General features: G+C 42.6%; 19 protein-coding genes. 15 read left to right on the forward strand and 4 right to left on the reverse strand.

The features are described 5' to 3' along the window. Window positions 1–379: 379 nt before the first annotated feature. The gene (locus tag JMX96_RS00830) at window positions 380–997 is read right to left on the reverse strand and encodes a flavodoxin family protein (RefSeq protein WP_102092149.1); all 618 of its coding nucleotides are present in this window, start codon (window positions 995–997) and stop codon (window positions 380–382) included. 690 nt (window positions 998–1,687) lie between these two features. Here JMX96_RS00830 and JMX96_RS00835 point away from each other — a divergent pair. Beyond that, the gene (locus JMX96_RS00835) at window positions 1,688–2,941 is read left to right on the forward strand and encodes a YeeE/YedE family protein (RefSeq protein WP_201566661.1); all 1,254 of its coding nucleotides are present in this window, start codon (window positions 1,688–1,690) and stop codon (window positions 2,939–2,941) included. Between the two features lie 228 nt (window positions 2,942–3,169). Here the strand turns inward: JMX96_RS00835 and JMX96_RS00840 are convergent, their stop codons facing one another. Then, window positions 3,170–4,048: a polyphenol oxidase family protein gene (locus JMX96_RS00840; protein ID WP_201566663.1), complete on the reverse strand. Its 879-nt coding sequence runs from the start codon at window positions 4,046–4,048 to the stop codon at window positions 3,170–3,172. A 40-nt stretch (window positions 4,049–4,088) separates the two neighbouring features. Then, window positions 4,089–5,144: an RluA family pseudouridine synthase gene (locus tag JMX96_RS00845; RefSeq protein ID WP_413786726.1), complete on the reverse strand. Its 1,056-nt coding sequence runs from the start codon at window positions 5,142–5,144 to the stop codon at window positions 4,089–4,091. Window positions 5,145–6,082: 938 nt separating this feature from the next. Between JMX96_RS00845 and JMX96_RS00850 the strand changes: the two genes are divergently transcribed. The 7 genes from JMX96_RS00850 (at window position 6,083) to JMX96_RS00880 (ending at window position 15,104) form a co-directional block, all read left to right on the forward strand. Beyond that, window positions 6,083–7,267 carry an outer membrane protein assembly factor BamD gene (locus tag JMX96_RS00850; RefSeq protein ID WP_201566667.1) on the forward strand — a complete coding sequence of 395 codons (1,185 nt, stop codon included), beginning with the start codon at window positions 6,083–6,085 and terminating at the stop codon, window positions 7,265–7,267. Between the two features lie 147 nt (window positions 7,268–7,414). Next, window positions 7,415–9,640, forward strand: coding sequence for a DNA primase (locus JMX96_RS00855; protein WP_201566669.1), 2,226 nt, complete (start codon window positions 7,415–7,417; stop codon window positions 9,638–9,640). Between the two features lie 517 nt (window positions 9,641–10,157). After that, the gene (rpoD, locus tag JMX96_RS00860; RefSeq protein ID WP_201566671.1) at window positions 10,158–12,086 is read left to right on the forward strand and encodes an RNA polymerase sigma factor RpoD; all 1,929 of its coding nucleotides are present in this window, start codon (window positions 10,158–10,160) and stop codon (window positions 12,084–12,086) included. Window positions 12,087–12,437: 351 nt separating this feature from the next. Then, window positions 12,438–12,881 carry a MarR family winged helix-turn-helix transcriptional regulator gene (locus JMX96_RS00865; protein ID WP_201566673.1) on the forward strand — a complete coding sequence of 148 codons (444 nt, stop codon included), beginning with the start codon at window positions 12,438–12,440 and terminating at the stop codon, window positions 12,879–12,881. Between the two features lie 16 nt (window positions 12,882–12,897). Beyond that, window positions 12,898–13,692: a siderophore-interacting protein gene (locus JMX96_RS00870; RefSeq protein WP_201566675.1), complete on the forward strand. Its 795-nt coding sequence runs from the start codon at window positions 12,898–12,900 to the stop codon at window positions 13,690–13,692. A 30-nt stretch (window positions 13,693–13,722) separates the two neighbouring features. After that, a complete protein-coding gene (locus JMX96_RS00875) occupies window positions 13,723–14,253 on the forward strand; it encodes a DUF2798 domain-containing protein (RefSeq protein WP_201566677.1) in 531 nt (176 codons plus the stop codon). Window positions 14,254–14,795: 542 nt separating this feature from the next. Beyond that, window positions 14,796–15,104, forward strand: a complete 309-nt coding sequence (locus tag JMX96_RS00880) for an ArsR/SmtB family transcription factor (RefSeq protein ID WP_101204781.1) — start codon at window positions 14,796–14,798, stop codon at window positions 15,102–15,104. Window positions 15,105–15,379: 275 nt separating this feature from the next. Here JMX96_RS00880 and JMX96_RS00885 read toward each other — a convergent pair whose 3' ends face one another. Then, window positions 15,380–16,879: a SulP family inorganic anion transporter gene (locus tag JMX96_RS00885; RefSeq protein ID WP_201566679.1), complete on the reverse strand. Its 1,500-nt coding sequence runs from the start codon at window positions 16,877–16,879 to the stop codon at window positions 15,380–15,382. A 631-nt stretch (window positions 16,880–17,510) separates the two neighbouring features. Here JMX96_RS00885 and JMX96_RS00890 point away from each other — a divergent pair. From JMX96_RS00890 to nrdB, 7 genes are all read left to right on the forward strand, one after another. Beyond that, window positions 17,511–18,470: a bestrophin family protein gene (locus tag JMX96_RS00890; RefSeq protein WP_201566681.1), complete on the forward strand. Its 960-nt coding sequence runs from the start codon at window positions 17,511–17,513 to the stop codon at window positions 18,468–18,470. 543 nt (window positions 18,471–19,013) lie between these two features. Next, window positions 19,014–19,304 (forward strand): YbeD family protein, encoded by a 291-nt coding sequence (locus JMX96_RS00895; RefSeq protein ID WP_057762424.1) that lies wholly within the window; start codon window positions 19,014–19,016, stop codon window positions 19,302–19,304. Between the two features lie 502 nt (window positions 19,305–19,806). Then, complete coding sequence (gene nrdA / locus JMX96_RS00900; RefSeq protein ID WP_102090443.1) at window positions 19,807–22,083, forward strand: class 1a ribonucleoside-diphosphate reductase subunit alpha; 2,277 nt, start codon at window positions 19,807–19,809, stop codon at window positions 22,081–22,083. An 81-nt stretch (window positions 22,084–22,164) separates the two neighbouring features. After that, on the forward strand, window positions 22,165–23,148 hold the full coding sequence (locus tag JMX96_RS00905) for a DUF4238 domain-containing protein (RefSeq protein ID WP_201566683.1): 984 nt from the start codon (window positions 22,165–22,167) through the stop codon (window positions 23,146–23,148). A 293-nt stretch (window positions 23,149–23,441) separates the two neighbouring features. Then, window positions 23,442–23,567 (forward strand): hypothetical protein, encoded by a 126-nt coding sequence (locus JMX96_RS13660; protein ID WP_261862785.1) that lies wholly within the window; start codon window positions 23,442–23,444, stop codon window positions 23,565–23,567. A gap of 34 nt (window positions 23,568–23,601) precedes the next feature. Then, complete coding sequence (locus JMX96_RS00910) at window positions 23,602–23,973, forward strand: hypothetical protein (protein WP_201566685.1); 372 nt, start codon at window positions 23,602–23,604, stop codon at window positions 23,971–23,973. A gap of 97 nt (window positions 23,974–24,070) precedes the next feature. Then, window positions 24,071–25,204, forward strand: a complete 1,134-nt coding sequence (gene nrdB, locus JMX96_RS00915) for a class Ia ribonucleoside-diphosphate reductase subunit beta (protein WP_057759544.1) — start codon at window positions 24,071–24,073, stop codon at window positions 25,202–25,204. Window positions 25,205–25,282 lie beyond the last annotated feature (78 nt).

Genomic DNA, 25,282 nt, shown 5'->3' on the forward strand with positions numbered 1-25,282 from the left:
AACAGCTAGATAGCCTGCGTAAAAACAGTACCGAATACATATATCGCCTTTAAACTGCTATGAACAGCTGATTTTTATATATAATGTCTGCAAATAAGCCCGACTCTTCACTACTATTATTTCTAATGATGGATAATCGTGACATATCGTTGGGCTAAAATCGTTTTTGAGATATTACTATGAAGTCATTCGCCTTTACCTATTTCCTAGTAGCAACGATGCTATTAGGAGGTTGTCAATCATTTCAATTCGTTGACAGTCCTATCCCTGTGAAGCCCGCCCCTACTAAGCTTGTTGCTCAATAAAAATTGGCACAAAAAAAGCAGACATCGATAATGTCTGCTTTTTTATTTGATTGCTCTGTCGTTTCTAGCTTTTTTTAGAGCTTAGCATCAGCTGGTTGATGCTTAATAATCGTTTTGGCCAGATGATCACCAAACCAAATAGCAGTATCAATATCACCTGAACCTGGTGTCTCTTCAGGTGGACCATCAAGCGATTGAGTCATCAAACCCAAAAAGCTAGACAGACGGTTTAAGTCGTGAGCCTCATGACCTGTCGGCATCAATGGCAGACCAATCCAGTTCATACCATGTTGCATTGCATATAGAGAAATCTGCTGCAATACAGCAAGTTTATCACCGCTCAGGCCACCCGAATTGGCAAACGCTGCTGCCCATTTACCCTCCCATTTACGATGATACCAACGCTTAGAAGTCTCATCCATAAAGGTCTTAAACTCAGCCGTCACACTGCCCATATACACTGCGCTGCCGAAAACCAGCAAATCTGCCTGATCTAAATAGTCCCAATCAACATCATAAACATCGACAGCTTTTGCTTGCGCTTCTGGCAGTTGCTGATGCGCACCTTGTACTATCGCCTCAGCGACACGCTTGGTATGACCATAATTACTATGGAAAATAACGGCGATTGAGACATTAGGCGCGTTATCAGTAGATGTAGAGGTGTTAGACGATTTAGCAGGTGTATTCATACGTACTCTAATAATAAATAATTGGTTGAATAATGAAGCTTATAAAATATTGGATACTTAGCCACAGTCGATAGCTAGTGGCCTTATTTTCACTGATAAGTACTTATCGATAGCTCAAACTTTCGAACTATCAGGCGATATAACAGAATCAAGCAATGCTTCTTTGAGTCAATTTAACTGGCAGAAATATCAATGGTGATGGAGCAATCGCATAGTCTTTATACGGCAGCGTATACATACCAGTATATATGCGACGACCTTCATTGAATTCAAGCCTATTGTATCAGACGTATTTTCGTTTTTAAGTTATTTATTAAAGACTGACTAATCAGATCATATATACTTTTAATATATTTTGTATAAATGGGTAAGTCGCATTAACTGATAATGTGACACAAACAACTTCCTAATAACTGATAAACCTATGATTATTAGCACTATAGGAAACTATTAATATCAAATAATATATACAGCAGTTTATTTATTCCATATCCTCATATACTAATTCTATTTTTTCTAATCTCTCCGTATTTACATTAATGACAATAGGATTATGATGTAACGCTTCTTACTGCTAAACCAAATTAACAGAAATACAGTTTCCAATTCTGCAAACCTGCGTAACTATACTCATATAAATTCTTATAAAAATGATATCTGATAACATCATCGGATAAGGAAGCTATTACCTTGACTACTCTCGTTCAACCTGTAAACGACGCAAAAGATCCTATCGTCAGAGATGATCTGGCCTTAAATGCACCACAAAAACCCTTAATTATGGGTGGTGGCATCGTAGGATTGATAGTGCTCGCGTATCTATTAGCCACTCAACATATCTCTCAATCATTGCTACTTGGGATAGGTCTCTTGTTAGGCTATACCCTTTTTCATGCCCGCTTTGGCTTTACCTCTGCTTTTAGACGTATGATGGCAGTGGGCAACGGTCAGGCGATGCGCTCACACATGCTGATGTTGGCAGTTGCTGTTACGCTATTTGCGCCAATCCTTGCTTATGGCACGACGCTATTTGGCGGTCCTGTCGCAGGTTATGTCGCGCCATTAGGGGTCAGTCTAGTCGTAGGTGCATTTGTATTTGGTATCGGCATGCAACTTGGTGGCGGCTGTGCCTCTGGTACGCTCTATGCGGTAGGCGGTGGACGCTCTGTTATGTTCATCACCTTTATTTTTTTCATAGTGGGCGCCACGATTGGTGCTTATCACTTGCCATTCTGGACAGAAGAAATGCCCGCTTATGCGCCTTTCTCTTTGGCAACCTCTACAGGTCTTGGCTATACAGGAGCGTGGCTGGTATCGCTAGCCATATTCGGCATTATCGCATGGGTGACGTTAGTCGTTGAGAAAAAAAGAAACGCACCGAAGATGGCGCCCGTACCTTCTGAGTCTGGTTGGAAACGAATCTTTCGTGGTTCTTGGCCGCTATTTGCTGCCGCAATCGTCTTAGCTTTACTCAACGGTCTGACATTACTCACACGTGGTCAACCGTGGGGCATTACGTCAGCATTTACATTATGGGGCTCTAAAATTGCAAGCGGCTTTGGCATGGATGTGGCAAGCTGGGGCTATTGGCAAGGTGCTAATGCCGCAGCGCTTGAGGCCTCTATCTTTGCTGACTCAACCACTGTATTAAATATCGGCATCATCATTGGCGCATTTATCGCCTCTGCTGCGGGTGGTTTGTTTAAGTTTACTAAGATTACTGCAGGTAACTTTGCAGCATCGGTCATTGGCGGATTGATGATGGGATATGGCGCACGTCTCGCGTTCGGTTGTAATATCGGCGCTTACTTTGGTGGTATCGCCTCTTTTAGCTTGCATGGTTATATCTGGGGCATACTGGCAATGGCAGGTACGTTCTTGGCACTATATTTACGTCCTCTATTTGGCCTGTCAGTACCAAAATCTAGCGACTCCGTTTGCTAATACATATGTTGTAATAATGCAGGTTGGTACTTAATCGGTCCTTAAATAAAAAAACAGCAGAATAATCTGCTGTTTTTTTATTGTTTATCACTTTGTTTCCACTACCCATTACTATATAGTCAAAGAAATCTAAAACAGCTACAAGGCAGCCGACCGTAGATTGTACATATAGTACATCTAGGGAGGGTAACACCGTAGCGGTTTAGTAGTTCGCTGACTATAAAGCTGCTAACGACGGACGATGACTAGTGCCATCCGACCCGTTGCAGGCTGGTGCATATGAGTCTGACGGCGATAAGAGTAATAGTGAGTATCTGCGTAACTACAGTCAACAGGTAAATCATTTACAACTGTAGCACCAGCAGCTTCTAACTGCATGGCAGCAAGCTCCGGTAAATCCAACTTTATTTTTTCATCATGAGACGATATAGAAAATAGCGACACAAAGTTATCGATATACTTCTTTGATAACGTCTGATTGGCTATACACCCAGCCAATAGCTTATCGCGAACGTCTGTATTTACTTCATAGTTTTCCTGACTGATACACACTCCTATCCAAGCTTGTATAGGGCCTGAATCGGTAAAGCGGTTGACAGTCTCTTGTATCACACCACAGGCCAATCCTTGCCAGCCTGCATGAATCGCTGCGATTTTGCCACTGGTTGGCTGATATAACACGATAGGCACACAATCTGCCGTCATGATTGCCAGACCGCGACCGCTTTGTTGACTGACCATCGCATCAGCAGACATTGGCGCCATATTCAGCGTAGTAGCATCGACATCATGAATACGTTTACCATGAACCTGACTGACCCAATGCAAGCGATTAATAGCCGCATGCTGCTCGTTTTGGGCAGACGTATCTGTCAGTTGCTCATTGATAGCAGCTAATAGATTCATGCGGTTATCTAATACTTGCAGTGCATTATCATTGACATGCAGACCTAAATTCAGCTCGCCATAATTTGACTGACCCTCAAACCCTGTACGCTGGTTTTTAGCAGCAGAGTCATCCATATTATCATGCACAAAAGCAGCCGTCTGAAAAACAGTCACATCATCAATTTGCGCAATCATTGTCATCGGGAACGTGTTCGTCATGGCTGCTCGCTCTCACCTCTCATCTAGTAAACGTTAGCGTTTACTCTTCATAATAACCGTCGCTCAGTACTGCCATCAGTTTTTGCATATCTTCAGGTAGTGGCGTCGTTACTTCAATATCCTCACCTGTCGTCGGATGCACGAATCCTAACGTATAGGCATGCAGTGCTTGGCGTGGGAAATTATTGATAGCTTGGCGCTGAGCTTCTGTCAATCCAGAACGCAACTGACGACGGCCACCATAGACACGGTCACCGACTAGAGGATAAGTAATGTGACTTAGATGCACACGAATTTGATGCGTACGTCCAGTCTCAAGCCCGACATCTAGCAGACAGTAGTTTTCGTTCAATGGTGTGACATTTAGTAGATGCGTTACCGCTTCGCGGCCAGCGGTCATTACCGTCATTTTAGTACGCTGATTGCGATGTCGACCAATCGGCGCATCGATACGACGATGACGAGATAAACTTGCTTGGTCCCCTGCCACCACACACTTATAGTGACGATAAACAGACTTGTCTTTTAGCTGTTCCATCAGTGCCATCTGAGCAGGTTTGGTTTTGCCAATCAATAGCAATCCAGAGGTGTCTTTATCAATACGGTGCACGAGACCTGCACGCGGTAAATGATGCTGCTGAGGATAATGATATAGCAGTGCATTGACCAAAGTGCCGTTTTGATTACCCGCGCCTGGGTGAACCACCATACCGACAGGTTTGTTAATTACCAATACGTCATCATCTTCATAAACAACATCGATATCTATGTTTTCTGGCTGGTCTTCGCCATGCTGCTGTAACGTCGTTGATAGATGCAATACGTCATCTGCTTTGACACGGACTTTCGGTTTTTGAACACTGCCGTTATAGAGCAGACTACCATCAGTAATCCAGTTCTGGAGTTGTACACGCGAAAAGTCCGAAAACGCTTGTGAGGCGACCTTATCAATACGCAGACCAGCCTGATCTTCTGTGACCACATGCGTCATATCTACAATCACTGGCACAGCTTGACCCGCTACTGGGGCTTCATCGTCGTCGCCGTCCATATCGCTGTCATCAATATCATTATCATCAATGTCACTATCGTTCAGACCATTACCATCATCGATGAGCAACTCTTCATTATCAAACGCATCATCATGCACTTGCTCATTTATTACTGGTTGATTATCAGGTAGCTCATTATTGTTCAAAACATCATTTGGCATTGGTGACTCTTGTGCTGATGAATCAGTATCTAGCGATTGATTCGGTGATAAATTGGTAGTCATGGCATCATTATTCATAGCGGATTGATACATTGATACGTGGCAAAGCCCCTGACAGTGTTTTGTGAGGTGACTTCGAAGATAGTATTATAAATAGCAGTATAAAAAATTGTCGTTTTTTGATTATCGTTTTTTGCCTATAAGTAGCAGATAACCACCTTTAAGGTACAAAAAAGCGAAGACAACACCGCTCTAGTGTATCATGTTGCACGCATAAGCCCTATAGAAGCTGCATGCTATCTGTTAATTTTTGAGCATACCTTTGGGCTGTAAGATGCCTCGCTTAACTCTCTAGAACATGACATTGCTGTAATTTACTGTATATTTACTCATGCTAGCGACATTCGATATCGCTCGTGACAGCCGCTCATGTTAAACTGCCTATACAATATAGATGGCGAAAAAATAGACGTAGCAAATGTTATTCTATAAAGTATAGTCATGTTTTGCTGTATGCTATGGCACTGTATGCGAATGCCGTACTTAGATACAGTATAAAAATAGCATTGGGCTTTGTTGACCGTGTTTGCCATTTAAGCCGTTTAATTATGGCTAAATGCATGTGGTCTATGACTGGCTTATTATACAAGCACTATGTATCAAACCCAATCTATCAGTACAATACGTCATAACAAAAACTGCATTCGATAAAAAATTTTTGCTGGTGGATCGCTGACTATTTAGCGTCGTTTTTTATCACTAACCTTTTATATAGCATGATAGCGCCGCTGCTATTATGCGTCTTGTGTCGGAGAAGAAGTATGCAAGCTGTTGGCAATACGTTTATCAAACTGTCCTCAATAACCCTACTGGCGCTTAGCGTCAATCTAGTGGGTTGCCAGACTTTCAAAAATCTAACTGGTGCCAAAGATGGTGAGGCAGTAGAAACAGCTGAAAAATCAGAGCAAGGGTATTATGACGAGGCCGTCAATCAGATTGACAAAGGTCACTATATCCAAGGTATCGAAGAGCTGACCAATCTGCGTACATTCTACCCAACCGGACAGTATGCTGAACAAGCCTTGCTTGACATGATGTATGCACAATACGAAGGCGATAAGTATGAGATGGCAGCAGCAAGTGCTGAGCAGTTTATCCGTCTCTACCCATCTAACCCACAAGTCAGCTACGCCTACTATGTGCGCGGTGTGGCCAATATGGAAGGTTCATCTGAGAGCCTAAAGCTCTTTAAACTGAACCAAGCTGAGCGTGATACTGCGTATTTGCGTATTGCCTTTGCCAACTTCCAAGAGCTTATCAATAAATATCCAAACAGCCCGTATGCACCAGATGCCGCTCAGCGTATGACGTTCATCTACAATCAGTTTGCTGAGAGCGAAATGAGCGCAGCCAACTGGTATATCGAGCGTGAAGCTTATGTAGCAGCAGTTAACCGTGCCAAATGGGTATTCCAGTACTACCCGCTGAGTGAGTCAACCCCAGATGCTCTTGCGGTACTAGCTTATAGCCATGAAAAACTCGGTCTAACCGATTTGGCCAATGAATACAAAACGCTGTTGCAGATCAACTACCCAGAAATGCTAACCAGCAACGGTAGTGTGAAATTGAGCACCAAACGTGACCGTACTTGGCTCAATAAGATCACCTTTGGCAAGCTTGGACGTTCGAACACGACTGACAAATCAGTCGCGTCTGGCGAGTATAATGGCGCAACCAAGACACAAATGATTCGTAATGCAGCCCAGTTGAAACTAGCAGGGACTAACACGACGCCTGCTAATACTCCAGTCGCTAATAATAATGCTGCTGCGCGTAATAGTATTAGTGTGGGCCTAGGTCTACCTGAAGCGTCAGCTGAGCGCGTGACCAGCCAATCAAGCACTGGCTCGACTGCAAGAGAAGCCAACGTCGATCCTCTAAATACCAATCCAACACGTCGCACTACACTAAATGACGACAGTGTGAGTGATATGGATAATAATTGATTACGTTAAGTCTCTTCTTAGCTTAGCCCAACTAACACAGTCTGTATTCATTGATAATAAGGTCAACATTATGTTGGCCTTATTTTTCTAGCAGTACCTTATTACCTCTGCCCCAACATAATCGACCTATGGTAAACTGTTTTTTGTATGAGCATTCCTAACCATATTCTTGAACAACTAAATAGCCAAGCTGACCTGATCAGTATCATTGGTAAACACACTACGCTTAAACGGGCTGGTAGTGAATATAAAGGCTGCTGCCCTTTTCACGGTGAAAAATCGCCTTCTTTTTATGTCAATCCACAAAAAAACATCTATCACTGCTTTGGCTGTAGCGTCGGTGGCAATGCCATCAGTTTTTTGCGTAATTATGAGAATCTGACATTCATTGAAGCGGTCAATGAACTATCAAAACAGACAGGCATTGAAGTACCCAAAGAAGAACAGCAAAACGTTAGTTATCAACGTCGCGCACCCAAACCTATTTCACCGCCGCCAGTTCACAATGTGCCTAGCTTAACTGTAGAACATAGCAAAGCAAAGCAAGATGGTACAAATCAAGACAACCATCGAAATAATCGTCAAGACACTTATCAAGACAATTTCTCCCGAAGCGATCAGAATTACATAGATCAGCCCAGTTATGATAATAATCAAGGCTATGATGACAATCAGGGCTACGAGAACTTTCCACCCTTAGAAGCGTATGATTCAGCGTCCTATTCGATGGACTCGTATTCCTCAGAGCCGTATATGCCAAACCACGCAGACGATAGTGGCTATCCGCCAGCATGGCTGACAGATACGGATACTAGCGCTAGTATGCAGGACGCTCATAACATTGAGCAAAGCGATGATAAAGATGGCAACCTATATGAGCTGCTAGAGCAAATCCAGCAATTCTATCAGCACAATCTGACCACGCATCCCCATGCCAAGCACTACTTTTTATCGCGCGGTATCACTGAAGACATCTTTGAGACCTTTGGTCTTGGCTATGCGCCATTTGGTTGGCAGCATCTTGAGCATCAATTCCCGCAGGATATTGAGGGTCTAAAAGCTTTAGGATTGGTACGTCAATCAGAGTCAGGCCGCGACTACGATCTATTGCGCGACCGAGTCATCTTCCCAATTCGTGATAACCAAGGTCGTACTATTGGTTTTGGCGGTCGGGCGCTTGATGACGAAGTAAAGCCTAAATATATCAACTCCTCAGACTCGCCCGTCTTTCATAAGCAGCATGTACTATACGGCTATTATGAATCACGTCAGCAGCGCGCAGACAGCTGGCTGGTGGTCGAAGGCTATATGGATGTGATCGCCCTTTATCAAGCAGGTATCTATGGGGCAATCGCCTCGATGGGTACAGCGATTAATGAAAGCCAAATATCGCGTCTACTGACACTCAATCCAACGCTTACTTTGAGCTTTGATGGAGATAGCGCAGGACAAAAAGCCGCTTGGCGTACACTTGAAGTTGCGCTGCCTGTGTTGGCCGATGATAAAGAGCTACGGTTTTTAACCCTGCCTAACAATCATGATCCTGATACTTTTATTAAGAGTCAGGGCAGCGATGCCATGCGTGAGCAAATCGCTAATGCCATGCCACTATCACAGTATATTTTTGCGTATTTGAGTGAGCGTTATGACATGAGTCTGGCTGAAGGCAAAGCCAAACTTATGTCCCAAGTACGCTCGTTGACGACCGCCTTACCTAAAGGCAGTAGCTTTCGCTATTTGCTCAACAATGACGTTTATCAAAAGCTTGGCGGTAAACGCAGTCAGAATGTCGAGGCCAAAGATGCGCTGCTAGATTTTGATGGTGATATGACCATCAGTCAGCAATTGCAGCTGTGCTTTTTGTTTCAGCCGCGCGCGTTAATTGACGACCCTATTGAGTCGATTTGGCAACAGTCAGGGATTAATGGCTTACACCTACCTGCTCATATCAAACAAAAAGCATCACCTGATACGCTACGTCCGCTTGCGTGGGAAGACTTGCAAGATGCTGCTCTGCTAGACATCGTAAGTACTATCAAGCGCTGTCTTAATTACCTACCAAAAGATGTCAATGCAGCGGCGCATTTTATCTTATCAAACGTAAAGCCTGCGACCCAAGACATGCTCAGCCGTAATTGGGGCGGCTTCTATAAAGCGCTAACTACACGTAATATTTTGGGGCTTGATGGCCTAATCGAAGAGCTAGTCAGTCAGCTGCTTGAGCGCAACATGAAGAAAAAAATACAAGAGCTGATACAGAACCCAGATCATATTAAGCTTGCGATCGTCCGCAAACAAACCCAATTATTAAATGATTGGCTACGCGCACAGCAGGCAGAACAATCGGCACAGATGGTCACGGTGCAGTCTTAATTTTTAATTTCAAATGTTGACCCTTTAAAAGTCTAGCAGCTGCCCCCACTACTAATGATTATGCCCAGTAGCATGAGTCGCTTCTAAATCATTTAGCTGATGGCAAATAATCGGTAAAAAATGGTCGGTAGCTATCACTAGCTCGTGCTTGACGACTGTGGTCTGTGTTAAACTGTGTCGCTGTATATTGACAGCACTGCTTGGTGAATGATTGTGAGCATGCATCGTTAAGCACAAATTTTAGGTATTATTTTTACGTATCCGCTTTTAGATACTGTTTTTTAAGTACTGTATTTTTTTAAGTACCATATTGAAGTCTTTTTAGCTTTTCTAATTTTTAGCTGTTTATCAGCATTGTTATTGTAGTGTTTTGAGCCTTTATTCATATCAACTCATTTTTGATATTATTGACAACCTCTACGCCATATTTTGATCAATCGATTGATACGATCAACGCAAAGAGCGAGCGATAGCGAGTCACAATATAAAAATGTCCGATGCAAGTAAGCGAGTATTTATGAACGATAAGTCAGTTTCTAAGTCCACATCTCAACTGGCCACCTTAATCCAAATGGGCAAAGAGCAAGGGTATCTTACCTACGCTGAGGTGAATGACCAGCTGCCCGACTCTATTACCGAAAGCGATCAGATCGAAGACATTGTGCAAATGCTGACCGATGTCGGTATCAAAATCTTTGAATCAGCTCCTGATGCCGATGACATCTTGATGAACGATGATTCAAGTGATGATGATATGGCAGCAGATGAGGCAGCGGCAGTACTCGCCTCTGTTGAAACTGAGCCTGGTCGTACCACTGACCCTGTACGTATGTATATGCGTGAAATGGGTACGGTTGATCTACTGACTCGCGAAGGCGAGATTGCCATTGCGAAGCGTATCGAAGAAGGTATTCGTGATGTGCAGCATGCCATGTCTTACTGGCCTGGTACCGTACAGTTTGTCCTTGATGAGTATCAAAAAGTACAAGACGGTGAAAAGAAACTATCTGACGTTATCACTGGTTTCTTAGACCCTGAAACCGAAGAAGACAAAATCGCAGCCCAAGAAGCAAAAGAAGCGGCAAAAGAAGAACGTGAGCGCATCAAAGAAGAAAAAGAAAACCCACCAGTTATCAAAGCCAAGGTCAATGCGAAAGCAGCTGCGCTTGATGATGATGACGAAGACGAAGACGAAGATGACGTTGAAGACGAAGCTGAAGAAGAAACCAGCGGTCTTGATCCAGAAGAAGTTCGTTTACGTCTAGAAGAGATTGAGCATCTATTTATCAAAGCCAAGCAAGCATTGCTTGATTATGGCCGTGGTAGCGTACAGGCTGATACAGCATATGCTCTACTTGCTGAGCGCTTTATGATGCTAAAGCTAAATAATCGCTTGTCAGACCAAGTCATGGCCATCATGCATGACGTCTACGACGACGTGCGTAAGCAAGAGCGTCAAATCATGCGTTTGGTGATTCGCCGTGGTCGTATGCCGCGTGAAGAGTTCCGTAAGACCTTCCCTAGCAATGAAACCAATGTTGATTGGTTGATTGAACGTATCAAAGGTAAGCCTGCATTTGCTGGTACGCTAGAAAAAGTCACTGATGACGTCATTTTACTTCAACGTCGTATTCGTGATTACGAGCAACAGCTCGACATGAAAATCCACGATATGAAAGATGTAGCACGTCGTATGGCAGTTGGTGAAGCAAAAGCTCGCCGCGCGAAAAAAGAGATGGTTGAAGCTAACCTACGTCTGGTTATCTCTATCGCCAAAAAATATACCAACCGTGGTCTACAGTTCTTGGATCTTATCCAAGAAGGTAACATTGGTCTGATGAAAGCTGTTGATAAGTTCGAATATCGCCGTGGTTATAAGTTCTCGACCTATGCTACTTGGTGGATTCGTCAGGCGATTACCCGCTCTATCGCTGACCAAGCGCGCACCATTCGTATCCCTGTGCATATGATTGAGACGATCAACAAAATCAACCGCGTCTCACGTCAGTTGCTACAGGAAATGGGTCGCGAGCCAACACCTGAGGAATTAGGCGAACGCTTAGAGATGGACGAAGTTAAAGTTCGTAAAGTACTGAAAATTGCCAAAGAACCTATCTCTATGGAAACCCCTATCGGTGATGACGAAGATTCGCACTTAGGTGATTTTATCGAAGATGGTACAATCTCAAGCCCTGTTGATGATGCAACAGCTGCTGGTCTGCAAGAAGCGACGCGTGATGTCTTGGGTAACCTGACTGAGCGTGAAGCACGTGTCCTAAAAATGCGTTTCGGTATTGATATGCCAACGGATCATACTTTGGAAGAAGTCGGTAAGCAGTTCGATGTAACGCGTGAGCGTATTCGTCAGATCGAGGCAAAAGCATTGCGTAAATTGCGTCATCCATCACGTTCTGAGCACTTGCGCTCTTTCCTTGAAAATGACTAAATTTTCAGAAAAATATTGAGCCTAGCTAATAGGCTTTTGATAATCGCTAAAAATAAAAAAGCTGAGTATATCTCAGCTTTTTTTGTGCCTGCTTTTTAATTCTAGAGTTTATTAATCATAGTGTTTGTTAATTACTAAGCTTTTTAATTGCAAAGCCTCCTAGTCATAAATCTCTTTAGCCCAAGCGCTCTTTGTTCAATATATACCCTATTTTCTTTACTCTCTACTGTCTTCTCTTATTCAAACTTATCCAAGTTTAGATAGACACACTCCTTCAAAAACCATTTTATAGTTGACACTATCAACCTTATTCTATATAGTTGCTTCTATCAACTATACCAAAGAGTTTTTATGTCTAATAATTCATTGAGCGAAACACTACATCAATTGATGCATACCTATACCAACCTGCTGCTAGAAGGTATTCGCCAGCAAGGTGTCGAGTTGTCCGTGACTAATATCAGAACCTTAAAAGGTGTCTGCTATAACCCAAATAGTACTGCGCTATCTATCTCTAAACACATGCAGCGAGACAAAGCCCAAATCACCCGCGCCTTAAATGACCTATTGGCAGCTGAGCTAATATTAAAGACAGACAACCCGCTTGATGGTCGCAGCCAATTACTACAGCTGACCCATAAAGGTGAAGAGGTTATGACAAAGCTTGATGCAGCAGAAGAATGGACAAGACAGCAATTAACGAAAGATTTAAGCCTCGTAGAGCTTGCGTTATTTTTCCGTGTCAGTCGCACCATGATAGACAACGTTGGCACTAGCAAGACTACCGATAAATAAGTAAGGACAGATCCGTATGAACAACACAATAAATCAAAAACCAGTACGCGAAATCATGACCGTTGCTCACAAGCAAATGATTACTCCGCACTACATCCGTATATACCTCACAGGCCAAGCAGATACTATTGCCAATATCGCGACCATGACAGTTGGCGCAAATAACAAAGTACTTATTCCTGTCGATAAAGCTCAGCCAATTGACCTAAATGACAATACTACATTCGTTGTCCGCACTTATACTCATCGCGGCGCCGATGTGACAAAACAACAGATTTGGATTGATTTTGTTGCTCATGGTGATGAGGCACCCGCTTCAGGCTGGGCCACTCATGCTGAGGTTGGCGACGAGATTGGTATCTTAATGAAGCCTAAAACCAAAGCCCTTTGTCCCGATGCAGATAATTTACTACTGATTGGCGATGCCACGGCTATACCAGTGCTAGGTTCAATATTAGAAAGCTTGCCTGCCAGTGCGACTGGTCAATGCATCATCGAAGTGCACGGTACAGAAGATGAGCAAGAATTGCCGACAGCAGCCAATATCACCATGACATGGTTACATAACCCAGATCCAACGCAAGGCAGTCAATTAATCGATACAGTAAAATCTCTCGATTTGCCAACTGCAGAGCAGAGCCGTTTTGCTTATATCGCTAGCGAATTCTCATCTGTCAAAGCCCTTCGTCATTATCTAAAAGTCGAGCAACAGTGGTCTAAGGATGAGCTATATGCCTTTTCTTACTGGAAAGCAGGTGTTGCAGAAGACCAGTCTGTAAGCGATCGACAAGCAGAAAAAAACACCGACTAATTAAACGCTCTTTATGATAGGAAAATGACTATGGCTCCAAATACTATGCCGTCAAATACCGAGACCCTGCTCATTGATGGCAATAAAAATAGTGGCGCTAAGAATGATGGCACTAAAAAAACACCGTTGCTCTACAAAGTGTTGTTAATCCTTGTCTTAATGACTGTCATAGGTGGTCTCTTAACAGGTGTGATGACCTATATGAATGTCGGATATTCCGATACATTTTTTATAGACTGGTCTAGAGCGCTACTTGCAGCGTATGCGATCATGCCGATTGGCTTCTTACTGATGGGACTGGTCACAAAATTTGTTAATCATAAGCTACCTAATACCAAAGCGTACAAGCGCAATCTCATTACAGGTGTATTGATGGCTTGTATAATGGAGTCTATGTTGGCCTTTAGTACTGCCTCAAAAACGATTGGTTTTGCTAATCAAACAGCCTTTTTAAATGGTTGGTTAGAAGGGTTTCTAGTTGCATTACCAGTAGGATTGACATTAATGGTCATCGTTTCTATGACTATTAAACCAAAAATTGAGGAATTTCTAAAAAGCTAAGATATCACAACTATGCTTATTAGGTTTTTCGGTACTCTACCGCGATGCTAACCAGATTAAGCAAAAAGTTAATAAAATTGAAAAACATAAAACATCAAGGGCGTGTTGAATATTCAACACGCCCTTGTCATATCAGAAGCTTTCTAATACTATTTTACTGCTGGTTTGGCAAAGAACTAACGTGTATTTAATAAGTCAGTCGTAACAACGTTTAGTGTTAAGTTCGATTTGAAACAGTCTTTGTTTGTCCATCATATATTATTACTATTCGACAATATTCCGATGACTAGACAGTACAACTACCATAATTAATCTAGTTTTGGCTGTATACTCTACTGTTATAGAAACGTATAGTCAGAAGATAAACGCTAGTTATAAGCAGTATTCTACTAGTAGCCGTTTATTTGTATATGATTGGCACATTGGCGGTAAATAGATTCTACTCCGCTTTAGTGTTTATACTCATAATGAGTAAGCTAAAAATTTAATGTTCCACTCTGACAGTTGTTGATTATTAACTAGGTATCGATATCACACATTTTATGAATACAGAAAACATAATATCTGCACTTAACAACCCCATGCGTCGCCAAATCATAAAGTGGTTGAAGGACAGGTCGAACTTTCCAGCGTCATTACCAGAGCACGCTAATCTGGATGGGGTATGCGTCAGCTACATCCAAGAAAAAGCTGGATTGTCGCAATCAACCATTTCAAACTATATGGGTGTGTTAAAAAAAGCAGGATTGGTTACGTCCGAACGCCATGGACAATGGACGTTTTATCAGCGTCATGAAGCTAACATCGAAGCATTTCTCAATGAAGTTGAAAAAGAGCTGTTGAAGCTTTAAAAATTTCTCATAACCTTTAGAGCTACTTTGTTTCACTACACAACATCTAGATATTTCAATATAACGATTAATTATCTCAATATCACACCATCGTCTAAACTAGCACCCTCTTCCCTTTTAACTATCTTATCCCTTCTGATTATCTATTGCCTCCTAAAATACTTATCCATAATAGAATATAGTCTCCTAATCAGGTTTTAATCTGCATAAAAAAAGCCGAGATACACTCAGCTTTATAATATTTATCAATATGACACTATTAATACGTAGCTAATTTAATGCGCGCCTAAGCTTTGCTCAGCATCTGGCTTATCATGCACACTGAAATTGTCTATCATCGCTTGGCTCGCCTCGTGCAAACCGATGAGCTCTACCTCAGTGCCTTCGCGGCGAAATTTAATAATCACTTTATCTATGGCAGCGACTGCTGTCACGTCCCAAAAATGCGCGCGCGACACGTCAATGACTACTTTAGAGACAGACTCTTTAATATCAAAGGAATCAATCATACGCTCTGCTGATGAAAAAAATACTTGGCCATCAACTTGATAATAACGCGTTTGCGCTGCTTCATCCATGTGGCTATGCACACTCATATAGCGCTCAATTTTATTGGCAAAGAACAGTGCTGACAGCAATACACCAATCAATACGCCATAGGCCAAGTTATGCGTTGCGACCACCACAGCAACGGTCGTAATCATAACCACATTACTTTGCAGCGGCTTGGTTTTTAGCTCTTTAAAAGAACCCCAGTTAAAAGTACCGATAGATACCATAATCATTACAGCGACTAATGCGGCCATTGGAATAATCTTTAACCAATCGCTTAAGAACACTACCATCAACAATAAAAACACGCCTGCCACTAAAGTAGAAAGACGTGTATAACCGCCTGATTTTACGTTGATGATCGACTGACCAATCATCGCACAGCCTGCCATCCCGCCAAAAAAGCTACTAACAACATTGGCAATACCTTGGCCTTTGCACTCTTGCGTACGGTCGCCTTTGGTATCAGTCAAATCATCTACGATCGTCATGGTCATCATAGACTCAAGTAAGCCAACTATCGCCAAACTGATAGAGTACGGAAAAATAATAATCAACGTATCTAAGTTCAACGGGATATCAGGTATCAAAAATATCGGCAGGGTATCAGGCAGCTGCCCCATATCATTGATGGTTCGCGCCTCTGCACCCAATAGGATGGCTATAGCCGTAACCAACACAATACTGACCAATGGCGATGGAATCACTTTACCTATCTTTGAAATATATGGATAGCCATAGATAACGACGAGACCTAGCGCTACAAGACCGTATACGTGTACTAGGTTTGAACCTGCCTGCGGCATCAGCTCAGGAACCTGCGACATAAAAATCAAAATAGCCAAGGCATTGATAAAGCCCAGTACCACAGATTGCGACACATATTTCATCAGATTCCCCAGCTTTAAGAAGCCAAATATAATCTGTATAACACCTGTCAGCACACTGGCTGCTAACAAGTACTGCAATCCATAATCCTTGACCAGCGTCACCATTAGTAACGCCATCGCACCCGTCGCCGCCGAAATCATCGCTGGACGACCGCCGACAAACGCAATCACTACTGCGATACAAAATGAGGCATAAAGCCCTACTTGGGGATCGACACCGGCAATGATAGAAAACGCAATTGCTTCAGGGATAAGCGCCAAAGCGACGACCATGCCAGCCAAGACATCGCCGCGCACATTGGATAGCCAATGTTCTTTAATTGTATTTAACATATTTAACTCAGTTTTGGGGAACTGCTTTAGTCTGTCAATAAACGAGGTATCTAATCATTATTTGGAAAGCATATAAAAAGTAGTTAAAAATCAGCTCACATGAAAAGTCTGACACATCTCTATCTAGGTACTTTGCCCATTGCCTATCAAACAATAAATATAAAAATGTGAACGATCATAGTCAGCGAGTTATCGTCATAACGTACTTTTAGTGGGATAATCTTTATGATCCACTAGATATATCGAATAGTGATACAAACGTTAAAGCAGTGCGTGCGCACAAGAAAAAGCGTCAGACGCTTTATGAGAGTAATTGCTATAGGAAGCAGTTATTACTGAGGAGGGGTACAGCTAGGGTGGCGTATTCATCTTTGTGGTAACAGCTTTTATAGAGTTAAGAAGGAATATTTCGCGTCATTTTAACATACATAGAGTAAATTAATAAAAACATCGCCCTTTTGGCGAGTATTTAACTTTTTTGGCTATCTCAATTACCGAGCTTAAGTGATCACCCTACTTCTTAATTTGAATAAATTTATAGCCTTTTGGGCTTTACAGAACTCGTTTCTATATTAGAATCACACGAGACATTGAATAGTGTCTCCATATACCTCATCGCTAGGAAACTGACATGATTGTCCGGCAAACACCCAATGCCCTTAAGATATTTTTTACCCTGCGTGGATCAATCATTCCAAAAATCTATCCGCAAATTTTGCTGATTACTATTCTTAGTACGCTCATCACGATTATCCAGCACTGGCTTCCTGACTCGTTTCCCTATTATGGTATGGCAACGTTTACCTTGCTTGGAATCGCACTATCGTTGTTTCTTGGGTTTCGAAACAACGCCAGTTATCAACGTTGGTGGGAAGCGCGCGGACTGTGGGGTCAGCTAGTATATGACTCTCGTAGCTTAACGCGCCAAGTGCTGTCTTTTATAGATGAGGACGATGGAACTGGTATAGAGGATGGCGAGGATGACAATGCAACTGGTCGCGATGCTCAGCGAACGATGGTATATCTGACCATTGCGTTTGCCCATGCGGTGCGTCATCGATTGCGTGGTACGCCACCTTGTGCGGATATCGAGCCTTTTGTCGCAGCGATACATCATGACCGTATGCGCCAAGCGAAAAACGTGCCTGACTATATAATGCGCCTGATGGGTAAGCAGCTAGGCAACATTCGGCGTCAGAGACTGGTATCGGAGCAAGTCATACAAAACATGGACGAGCGACTGACCTCTATGACAATTGTACTGGCAGCGTGCGAGCGCATTCATAATACCCCACTACCATTTGCTTACATGCTGCTGGTACATCGCACGACCTATCTGTATTGTATTATGTTGCCCTTTGGCTTGGTGGCATCACTTGGTTGGGCGACCCCGTTGATTTGTGCGGTGATTGCTTATACCTTTTTTGGTTTGGACGCGCTTAGTGAAGAGTTAGAAGAGCCTTTTGGCTTGGCCGCTAACCAATTACCTTTGACTGCCTTGTCACGCACTATCGAGATTAATCTACGAGAGGCATTGGGAGAGACGGATATTCCACCTGATATCACTCCTATCAATGGTTATTTGCAATAGCTTCCATTAATAGTTTTAATAAAAGCCACTTAGCTTACTACTTCAAGATGAAACGGACTAAATACAGACTTCACTTGAATAATCGCTCATAGACCACTATAAACAGTGCATATATTCTCTGCCTAATATAGCCATTCCTCTATAAAAGTATGACAGCGTTAACCTCGCTTGAAGTATCACACATACATCTACACTCGGTTGCCTTGTACTACTTTTAAATTGAATAAGCTATAGCTTGACTGATTTAAATGCCACTGATGTCTACACTGAGCCTGTCTCAGATTTTGGCGTGATGTTTTTGGCATGATTTGAGCAGATGTTTAACTAACTGAATGTCTATAGCAGCGATTTTCGAATGACTTAATGTTAGTTACTTACTACTAATGACTGATTAACTTTTTCCTATTTACCTATACCAGCGAGGCTCATATCATGAGTGATGATTCAAAAGACAACAACGACAACGTCGACAACAGCGCAAATAACCCAACCAGCAATCAGCCATCAGTTAAAGTCACGGATTTGACGCCAAATAAAGGTGCGTTGGTAGGCAAAAAGACCGATATTCAAAACCCAGAGCTTTGGGAGTTCCCGATGAACTACCCACTAAGCATCATCGGTCATGAAGGCGAGCGTGAGAGTTTACTTAATGAAGTAAAGCTAATTTTGGGTAGCCAATTCCCTGATTTTGATTTGGCGTCTATTGAAGTTAAGCCGTCTAAAACAGGTCGTTTTCACTCGGCACGGGTCAATTTGTACCTAACAGCTGCTGAGCAAGTGAATGCGCTTTATGCCTCACTTGATAATGCAAAAACGGTTCGTATTGTTTTATAAGTCGCATAAAAAACTTTAACGCCTTTTTAGTCCAAATCGTCACTCGCTAGTAATAAGTTATGGGTGGCGATTTTTTGTGGTTTGATGTACAATCTGCGCCCGCATTATTGCCGCCATGACTCGCATTATCAGTCGACAATAACCGAGAGAATGAAAAGTAAAACTCACGATATTTTTACAAAAATTTTATTATTGACCGCATTTGCGTCTAACCCTTATCCCATCGTCCTTTGCCAAAATTTGGACTGCCTACAACCTTGCAGCAACATAGTTTTATTCTAAAATCAATATAGTATTTTCAAAATTTTCCCGCTATATTGTGCCTACCAATTAACAAACACGCTATATGTAGTACTCAGTGATTTTAACCGTCGCTATGAGTAGTGGTAGCTTTTTGCCCAAAAAAACCAGCTAGCACAACCCCGCATAATAGCGTTATAAAGAATGTCTGCCGCCCACTCGGCGCGCAGCATCACAATAAGCAATCAAAATAGAGGCCAGCATGACACATATTGACAAAATCCAAGTAACCAAACGTGATGGACGTTTAGAGCCTATTGATTTAGACAAAATTCACAAGGTAATAGCGTGGGCAGCTCACGGCTTGGACAACGTGTCTGTGTCTCAAGTTGAGCTAAAGTCGCACATCCAGTTTTATGAAGGTATCAAGACTCGTGACATTCACGAAACCATCATCAAATCTGCCGCCGACTTAATCTCTGAGACCACGCCTGACTATCAGTATCTGGCTGCACGTTTGGCTATCTTCCACCTACGTAAGATTGCTTATAACAAATTTACCCCGCCGCACCTATATGACCATGTCAAAACTTTGACTGATGCTGGCAAATACGATCAACACATCCTAGCTGACTATAGCCGTGCTGAATTTGACGAGTTAGAAGAGTACCTTGATCACTGGCGCGATATGAACTTGGCTTATGCTGCTGTTGAGCAAATGGCTGGCAAATATCTAGTACAAGATCGCGTGAGCAAAACTGTCTATGAGAGCCCGCAGTTCTTGTACATGCTGGTCGGTATGTGTCTGTTTAGCCAATACGACAAGTCAGATCGTCTTGATTTCGTCAAACGCTTCTATGATGCGACCTCAGAATTCAAAATCTCACTACCAACGCCGATCATGTCAGGTGTACGTACGCCATCGCGCCAGTTTAGCTCGTGCGTATTGATCGAATGTGGTGATAGCCTAGACTCTATCAACGCAACTACTAGCGCCATCGTACGCTATGTGTCACAGCGTGCTGGTATCGGCATCAACGCAGGTCGTATCCGCGCCCTTGGTAGCCCTATCCGTGGCGGTGAAGCACAGCATACTGGCTGTATCCCGTTCTACAAATTGTTTCAAACTGCTGTTAAATGCTGCTCACAAGGCGGCGTCCGTGGCGGTGCTGCGACTCTATTTTACCCACTATGGCATTTAGAAGTTGAGTCATTACTGGTACTAAAAAACAACCGCGGCGTCGAAGACAACCGTGTCCGTCATATGGACTACGGCGTACAGTTAAACAAGACAATGTACACGCGCTTAATCAAAGGCCAAGACATCTCGCTATTCTCACCAGGTGACACGCCGGGCTTATACGATGCGTTCTTTGAAGATCAAGACAAATTCGAAGAGCTATATACCAAGTACGAAAATGATCCTAACGTACGTAGCCGTCAGATCCCAGCCGCTGATTTGTTCAGCTTGATGATGCAAGAGCGCGCCAGTACGGGTCGTATCTATATCCAAAACGTCGATCATTGCAACACGCATAGCCCATTTGACGCGACGGTTGCCCCGATTCGCCAGTCAAACCTATGTATGGAAATCGCACTACCAACCAAGCCACTGGATAACATCAATGACGAAGAAGGCGAAATCGCCCTTTGTACGCTATCAGCGGTCAACTTGGGTAAAGTCGAAAACGTCAGCGACATCGAAGAGCCAGCTGAGCTAATCGTCCGTGCGCTTGATGCCCTGCTCGACTATCAAGACTACCCAGTCAAAGCGGCTCAAAACGGCAGTATGCGTCGCCGTACGCTAGGCGTGGGCGTAATCAACTATGCTTATTACTTAGCCAAGAATGGCGCACGCTATTCAGACGACAGCGCGCTTGGTCTAACTCATCAGACGTTTGAAGCATTGCAATTCTATCTCTTGAAAGCGTCAAACAAATTAGCCAAAGAGCAAGGCGCGTGCCCTGCGTTCAATGAGACTACATATTCACAAGGTATCTTGCCGATTGATACGTACAAAGCTGATTTGGATAAAATCTGCCAAGAGCCGCTACATCTCGATTGGGAAACGCTACGCGGCGAGATCACTGAGCACGGTCTACGCAACTCTACCCTAACCGCCTTGATGCCGTCTGAGACCTCAAGTCAGATCGCCAACGCGACCAACGGTATCGAGCCACCACGCGGTCTGGTCTCTATCAAAGCGTCAAAAGACGGTATCCTAAAGCAAGTTGTGCCTGAGATTGATAAGCTAAAAGATCAGTACGAGCTACTATGGCAAATGCCAAACAATGACGGTTACCTAAAGCTGGTCGCTATCATGCAAAAATTCGTCGATCAAAGTATCTCTGCCAACACCAACTACGATCCCGTTCGTTATGCTGGTGGCCGTGTACCGATGAAGATATTGCTAAAAGATTTGCTAAACGCTTATAAAATGGGTGTGAAGACGTTGTACTACCATAACACTCGTGATGGTGCGAACGATGCGCAAGCGGATATGGAAGATGATTGTGCTGGTGGTGCATGTAAGATCTAGGTTCTGATGGATGATTATGACGTGAGTAGAACTATCTACTCATGTCATAAAACTAATAGTTTAACTCTATGAGTAAACCCTATGAACTTAAAGCGCAAACATCACTTTGTGAGTCAGTTTTATCTAAAAAGTTGGTATAACAATGTTAAAAAAATTATTGTTTGGGATGGCGATAAAACTTTTCCGTCGCTAACAAAGTCTATAGCTTATGAAAAAGACTTGTATAAGTTAACCCCTCTTACATCGTATCAAATATCTTTTTTTGAAGAACATTTGAGACAAATGAGCCTAGATAATACATCTACCTATAATTATGTAATTAGAAATATACTCGTAATTCACAATGGTTTTAACTTTCTAGACACAATTGAAAATAACTGTTCTGAAGAAATAGTTGACTTAAAGAAGAAGTTTTCTTTTAACTTTCTAGAAGATAAATTCGCTGTTGAAGAAGCGGAATTTAGTAAAGTCATTAAAAAAATAATTCTAAAGCCTAAATCAAAAATATTTTTATATGACTATTACGCTTTAATCCACTTTTTTGTGTTTCAACTTTTTAAAACACCTAGAAAAATCAATAGATTTCTAGATGTTAATCAGCAGTCTCCAATTTTTAAAGGCTTAGATTTTACACAACCGGAACTTAGAAGTTACACATTGCTTTTCATACAATGTTTAAGCGAAAGAGCTCATACTTCTTTGATTTCCAGACTTTACAGCATTAAAATTTATAATAATATTTCTGATATCAATTTCATTACCTCAGATGACCCATGTTTTAATCAAAAATTCGATGAAAACGAGTTTTTTGTACAGCTTCCAATTTCACCAAAAGTTATGATTGAGTTAGTAGCAAATCCTTATGAAGAAGAATACATAAAGTCTATGACGGCATATTTCAATTTTCATAAAAAAGAAGCTGACAACATTATATTGACCGAACCTCTTGTGACTTTCCATGAACTAGAACAAACAGAAGTAATTGAGTTAAATAAGAAAATATTTGAAAATAAAGATAGATTTGTATACGCCCAAACTATAAGTGATATTGAATCTATTAACTAGCATAGATTGGGTAGAGCTTACGATATCTAACCTACAGAACAGCACGTAGGTTGGGTTGACGAAGGAAACCCAACGGTTTGAGTCTTTGTTGGGTCTCGTGCCTCGACACTAACCTACTCTAAAGCATAGAAAGTTGTAGCGTGCGCCTAGCGCACCGATTTTACGGAATAAATTAAAAGGTGCTTAAAAAGCACCCTACAGAATAAGCATAAATAGCGATATTTATAAGAAAGACAAGCGCCGCTCAAACAAGGTCGTTTAGCCCCGACTATAGCGGTATCCTGCTGACGACGATGGCGATGCAGTCCGTGGCTGAGCGTAGTATCGAGACAACAGGAATGCGATCAGACACGATAGACTGCACGCCAGCGGCAAGGCAGATACAAGCGGTAGGCGGGATTGGCTACTGTTATAATTAAAACATACAGATAGAATTAAAACGACGGAGGTCATGTGCAATATACCGCAATCATCAAAGACGGTGGTTTGTTTATCCCAAATGTATTTTCAGACCTAAACGATGGTGGCTCGTATATCGTACAAGTCGAGGTTGATATTGCAGAGGTGCGTCAGCAGTTAGGTGTGAATGAAGCACCAAAGACAACTGTCGCCAAAAAAAGTGTGACAAAAGCGGCCAAAAAACCAGTATCGAGAGCAGCTAAAAAAGACTTAAAAACAGCAGCGGAAGATTCTGATGTGAGCACCCTACGCAAAAGCGCACTTGATGAATTAGAAGCACTCGATGATAGTGAGCTGAGCGAGATATTCAAAGCCTATATGAACGATGGGCAAGAGTCATCACAGATATCACTAGAGAACCTCTAAGCTAAAACGCTATAATCCAAAAACGTGTCATAACCTCAAATCAAAACCAGTCACACCCCTATAAATTAATAACCGTATCAATTATAAAGGCAGTCCCATGACTTACTCGATTTTTTCTCAAACGCCAAACAATGCGCTAAAAGAGCCGATGTTCTTTGGTCAGCCCGTCAACGTGGCGCGCTATGACCAACAAAAACACCCTATCTTTGAGCAGTTGATTGAAAAGCAGCTATCGTTCTTTTGGCGTCCAGAAGAAGTCGATGTATCACGCGATCGTATCGACTTTAGCAATCTATCGTCGCATGAGCAGCACATATTTTTGAGCAACCTCAAGTACCAGACCCTACTCGATTCTATCCAAGGTCGTAGTCCAAACGTGGTGCTACTGCCGCTCGTGTCTATCCCTGAGCTTGAGACGTGGATTGAGACATGGTCGTTCTCTGAGACCATTCACTCACGCAGCTATACGCATATCATCCGTAATATCGTCAATGACCCAAATATTATCTTTGATGACATCATGCAAAACGAGCACATCTTGGGCCGTGCCTCTGATATCGCCCAGTACTATGATGAGCTGTACCGCAACTCGCAGCTATATAGCTTGTACGGTCCAGGTACGCATAATATCAATGGCGAGCAAGTGACGGTTGATTTAAGATCACTGAAAAAGCAGATGTATCTATGCATCATGGCGGTCAACGTCCTAGAAGCCATTCGTTTCTATGTATCTTTCGCTTGCTCGTTTGCGTTTGCTGAACGTAAATTAATGGAAGGTAATGCCAAAATCATTAAGCTAATCGCTCGTGATGAAGCACTGCATTTGACGGGCACGCAGCATATGCTAAACCTCATGCGTAATGGTCGTGACGATCCTGAGATGGTCGAGATTGCCGCAGAGTGTTATGAAGAAAGCATCGAAATCTTCCGCAAAGCTGCTGAGCAAGAAAAAGAATGGGCAGGCTACCTGTTCAAAGATGGCTCGATGATTGGTTTAAACAAAGATATCCTTTGCCAATATATCGAATACATCACTAACTTGCGTATGGAAACGGTCGGCTTGCCAGCGGCGTTCCCGAACTCAAAATCAAACCCAATCCCGTGGATCAACACGTGGTTGTCGTCTGACAATGTGCAAGTAGCACCGCAAGAGACTGAGATTAGCTCGTACTTGGTCGGTCAGATTGACTCTGACTTATCAGACAGTGATTTTGATGACTTTGAATTGTAAGAGCTTTGAGCTGTAAAAGTCTGAATTATAAGAGCTGAGTTGTAAGAGCTTTGAGGCAGAAAGACTTTGAATGATAAG

This window comes from Psychrobacter sp. JCM 18900, from assembly GCF_904846625.1.
GTDB lineage: Bacteria > Pseudomonadota > Gammaproteobacteria > Pseudomonadales > Moraxellaceae > Psychrobacter.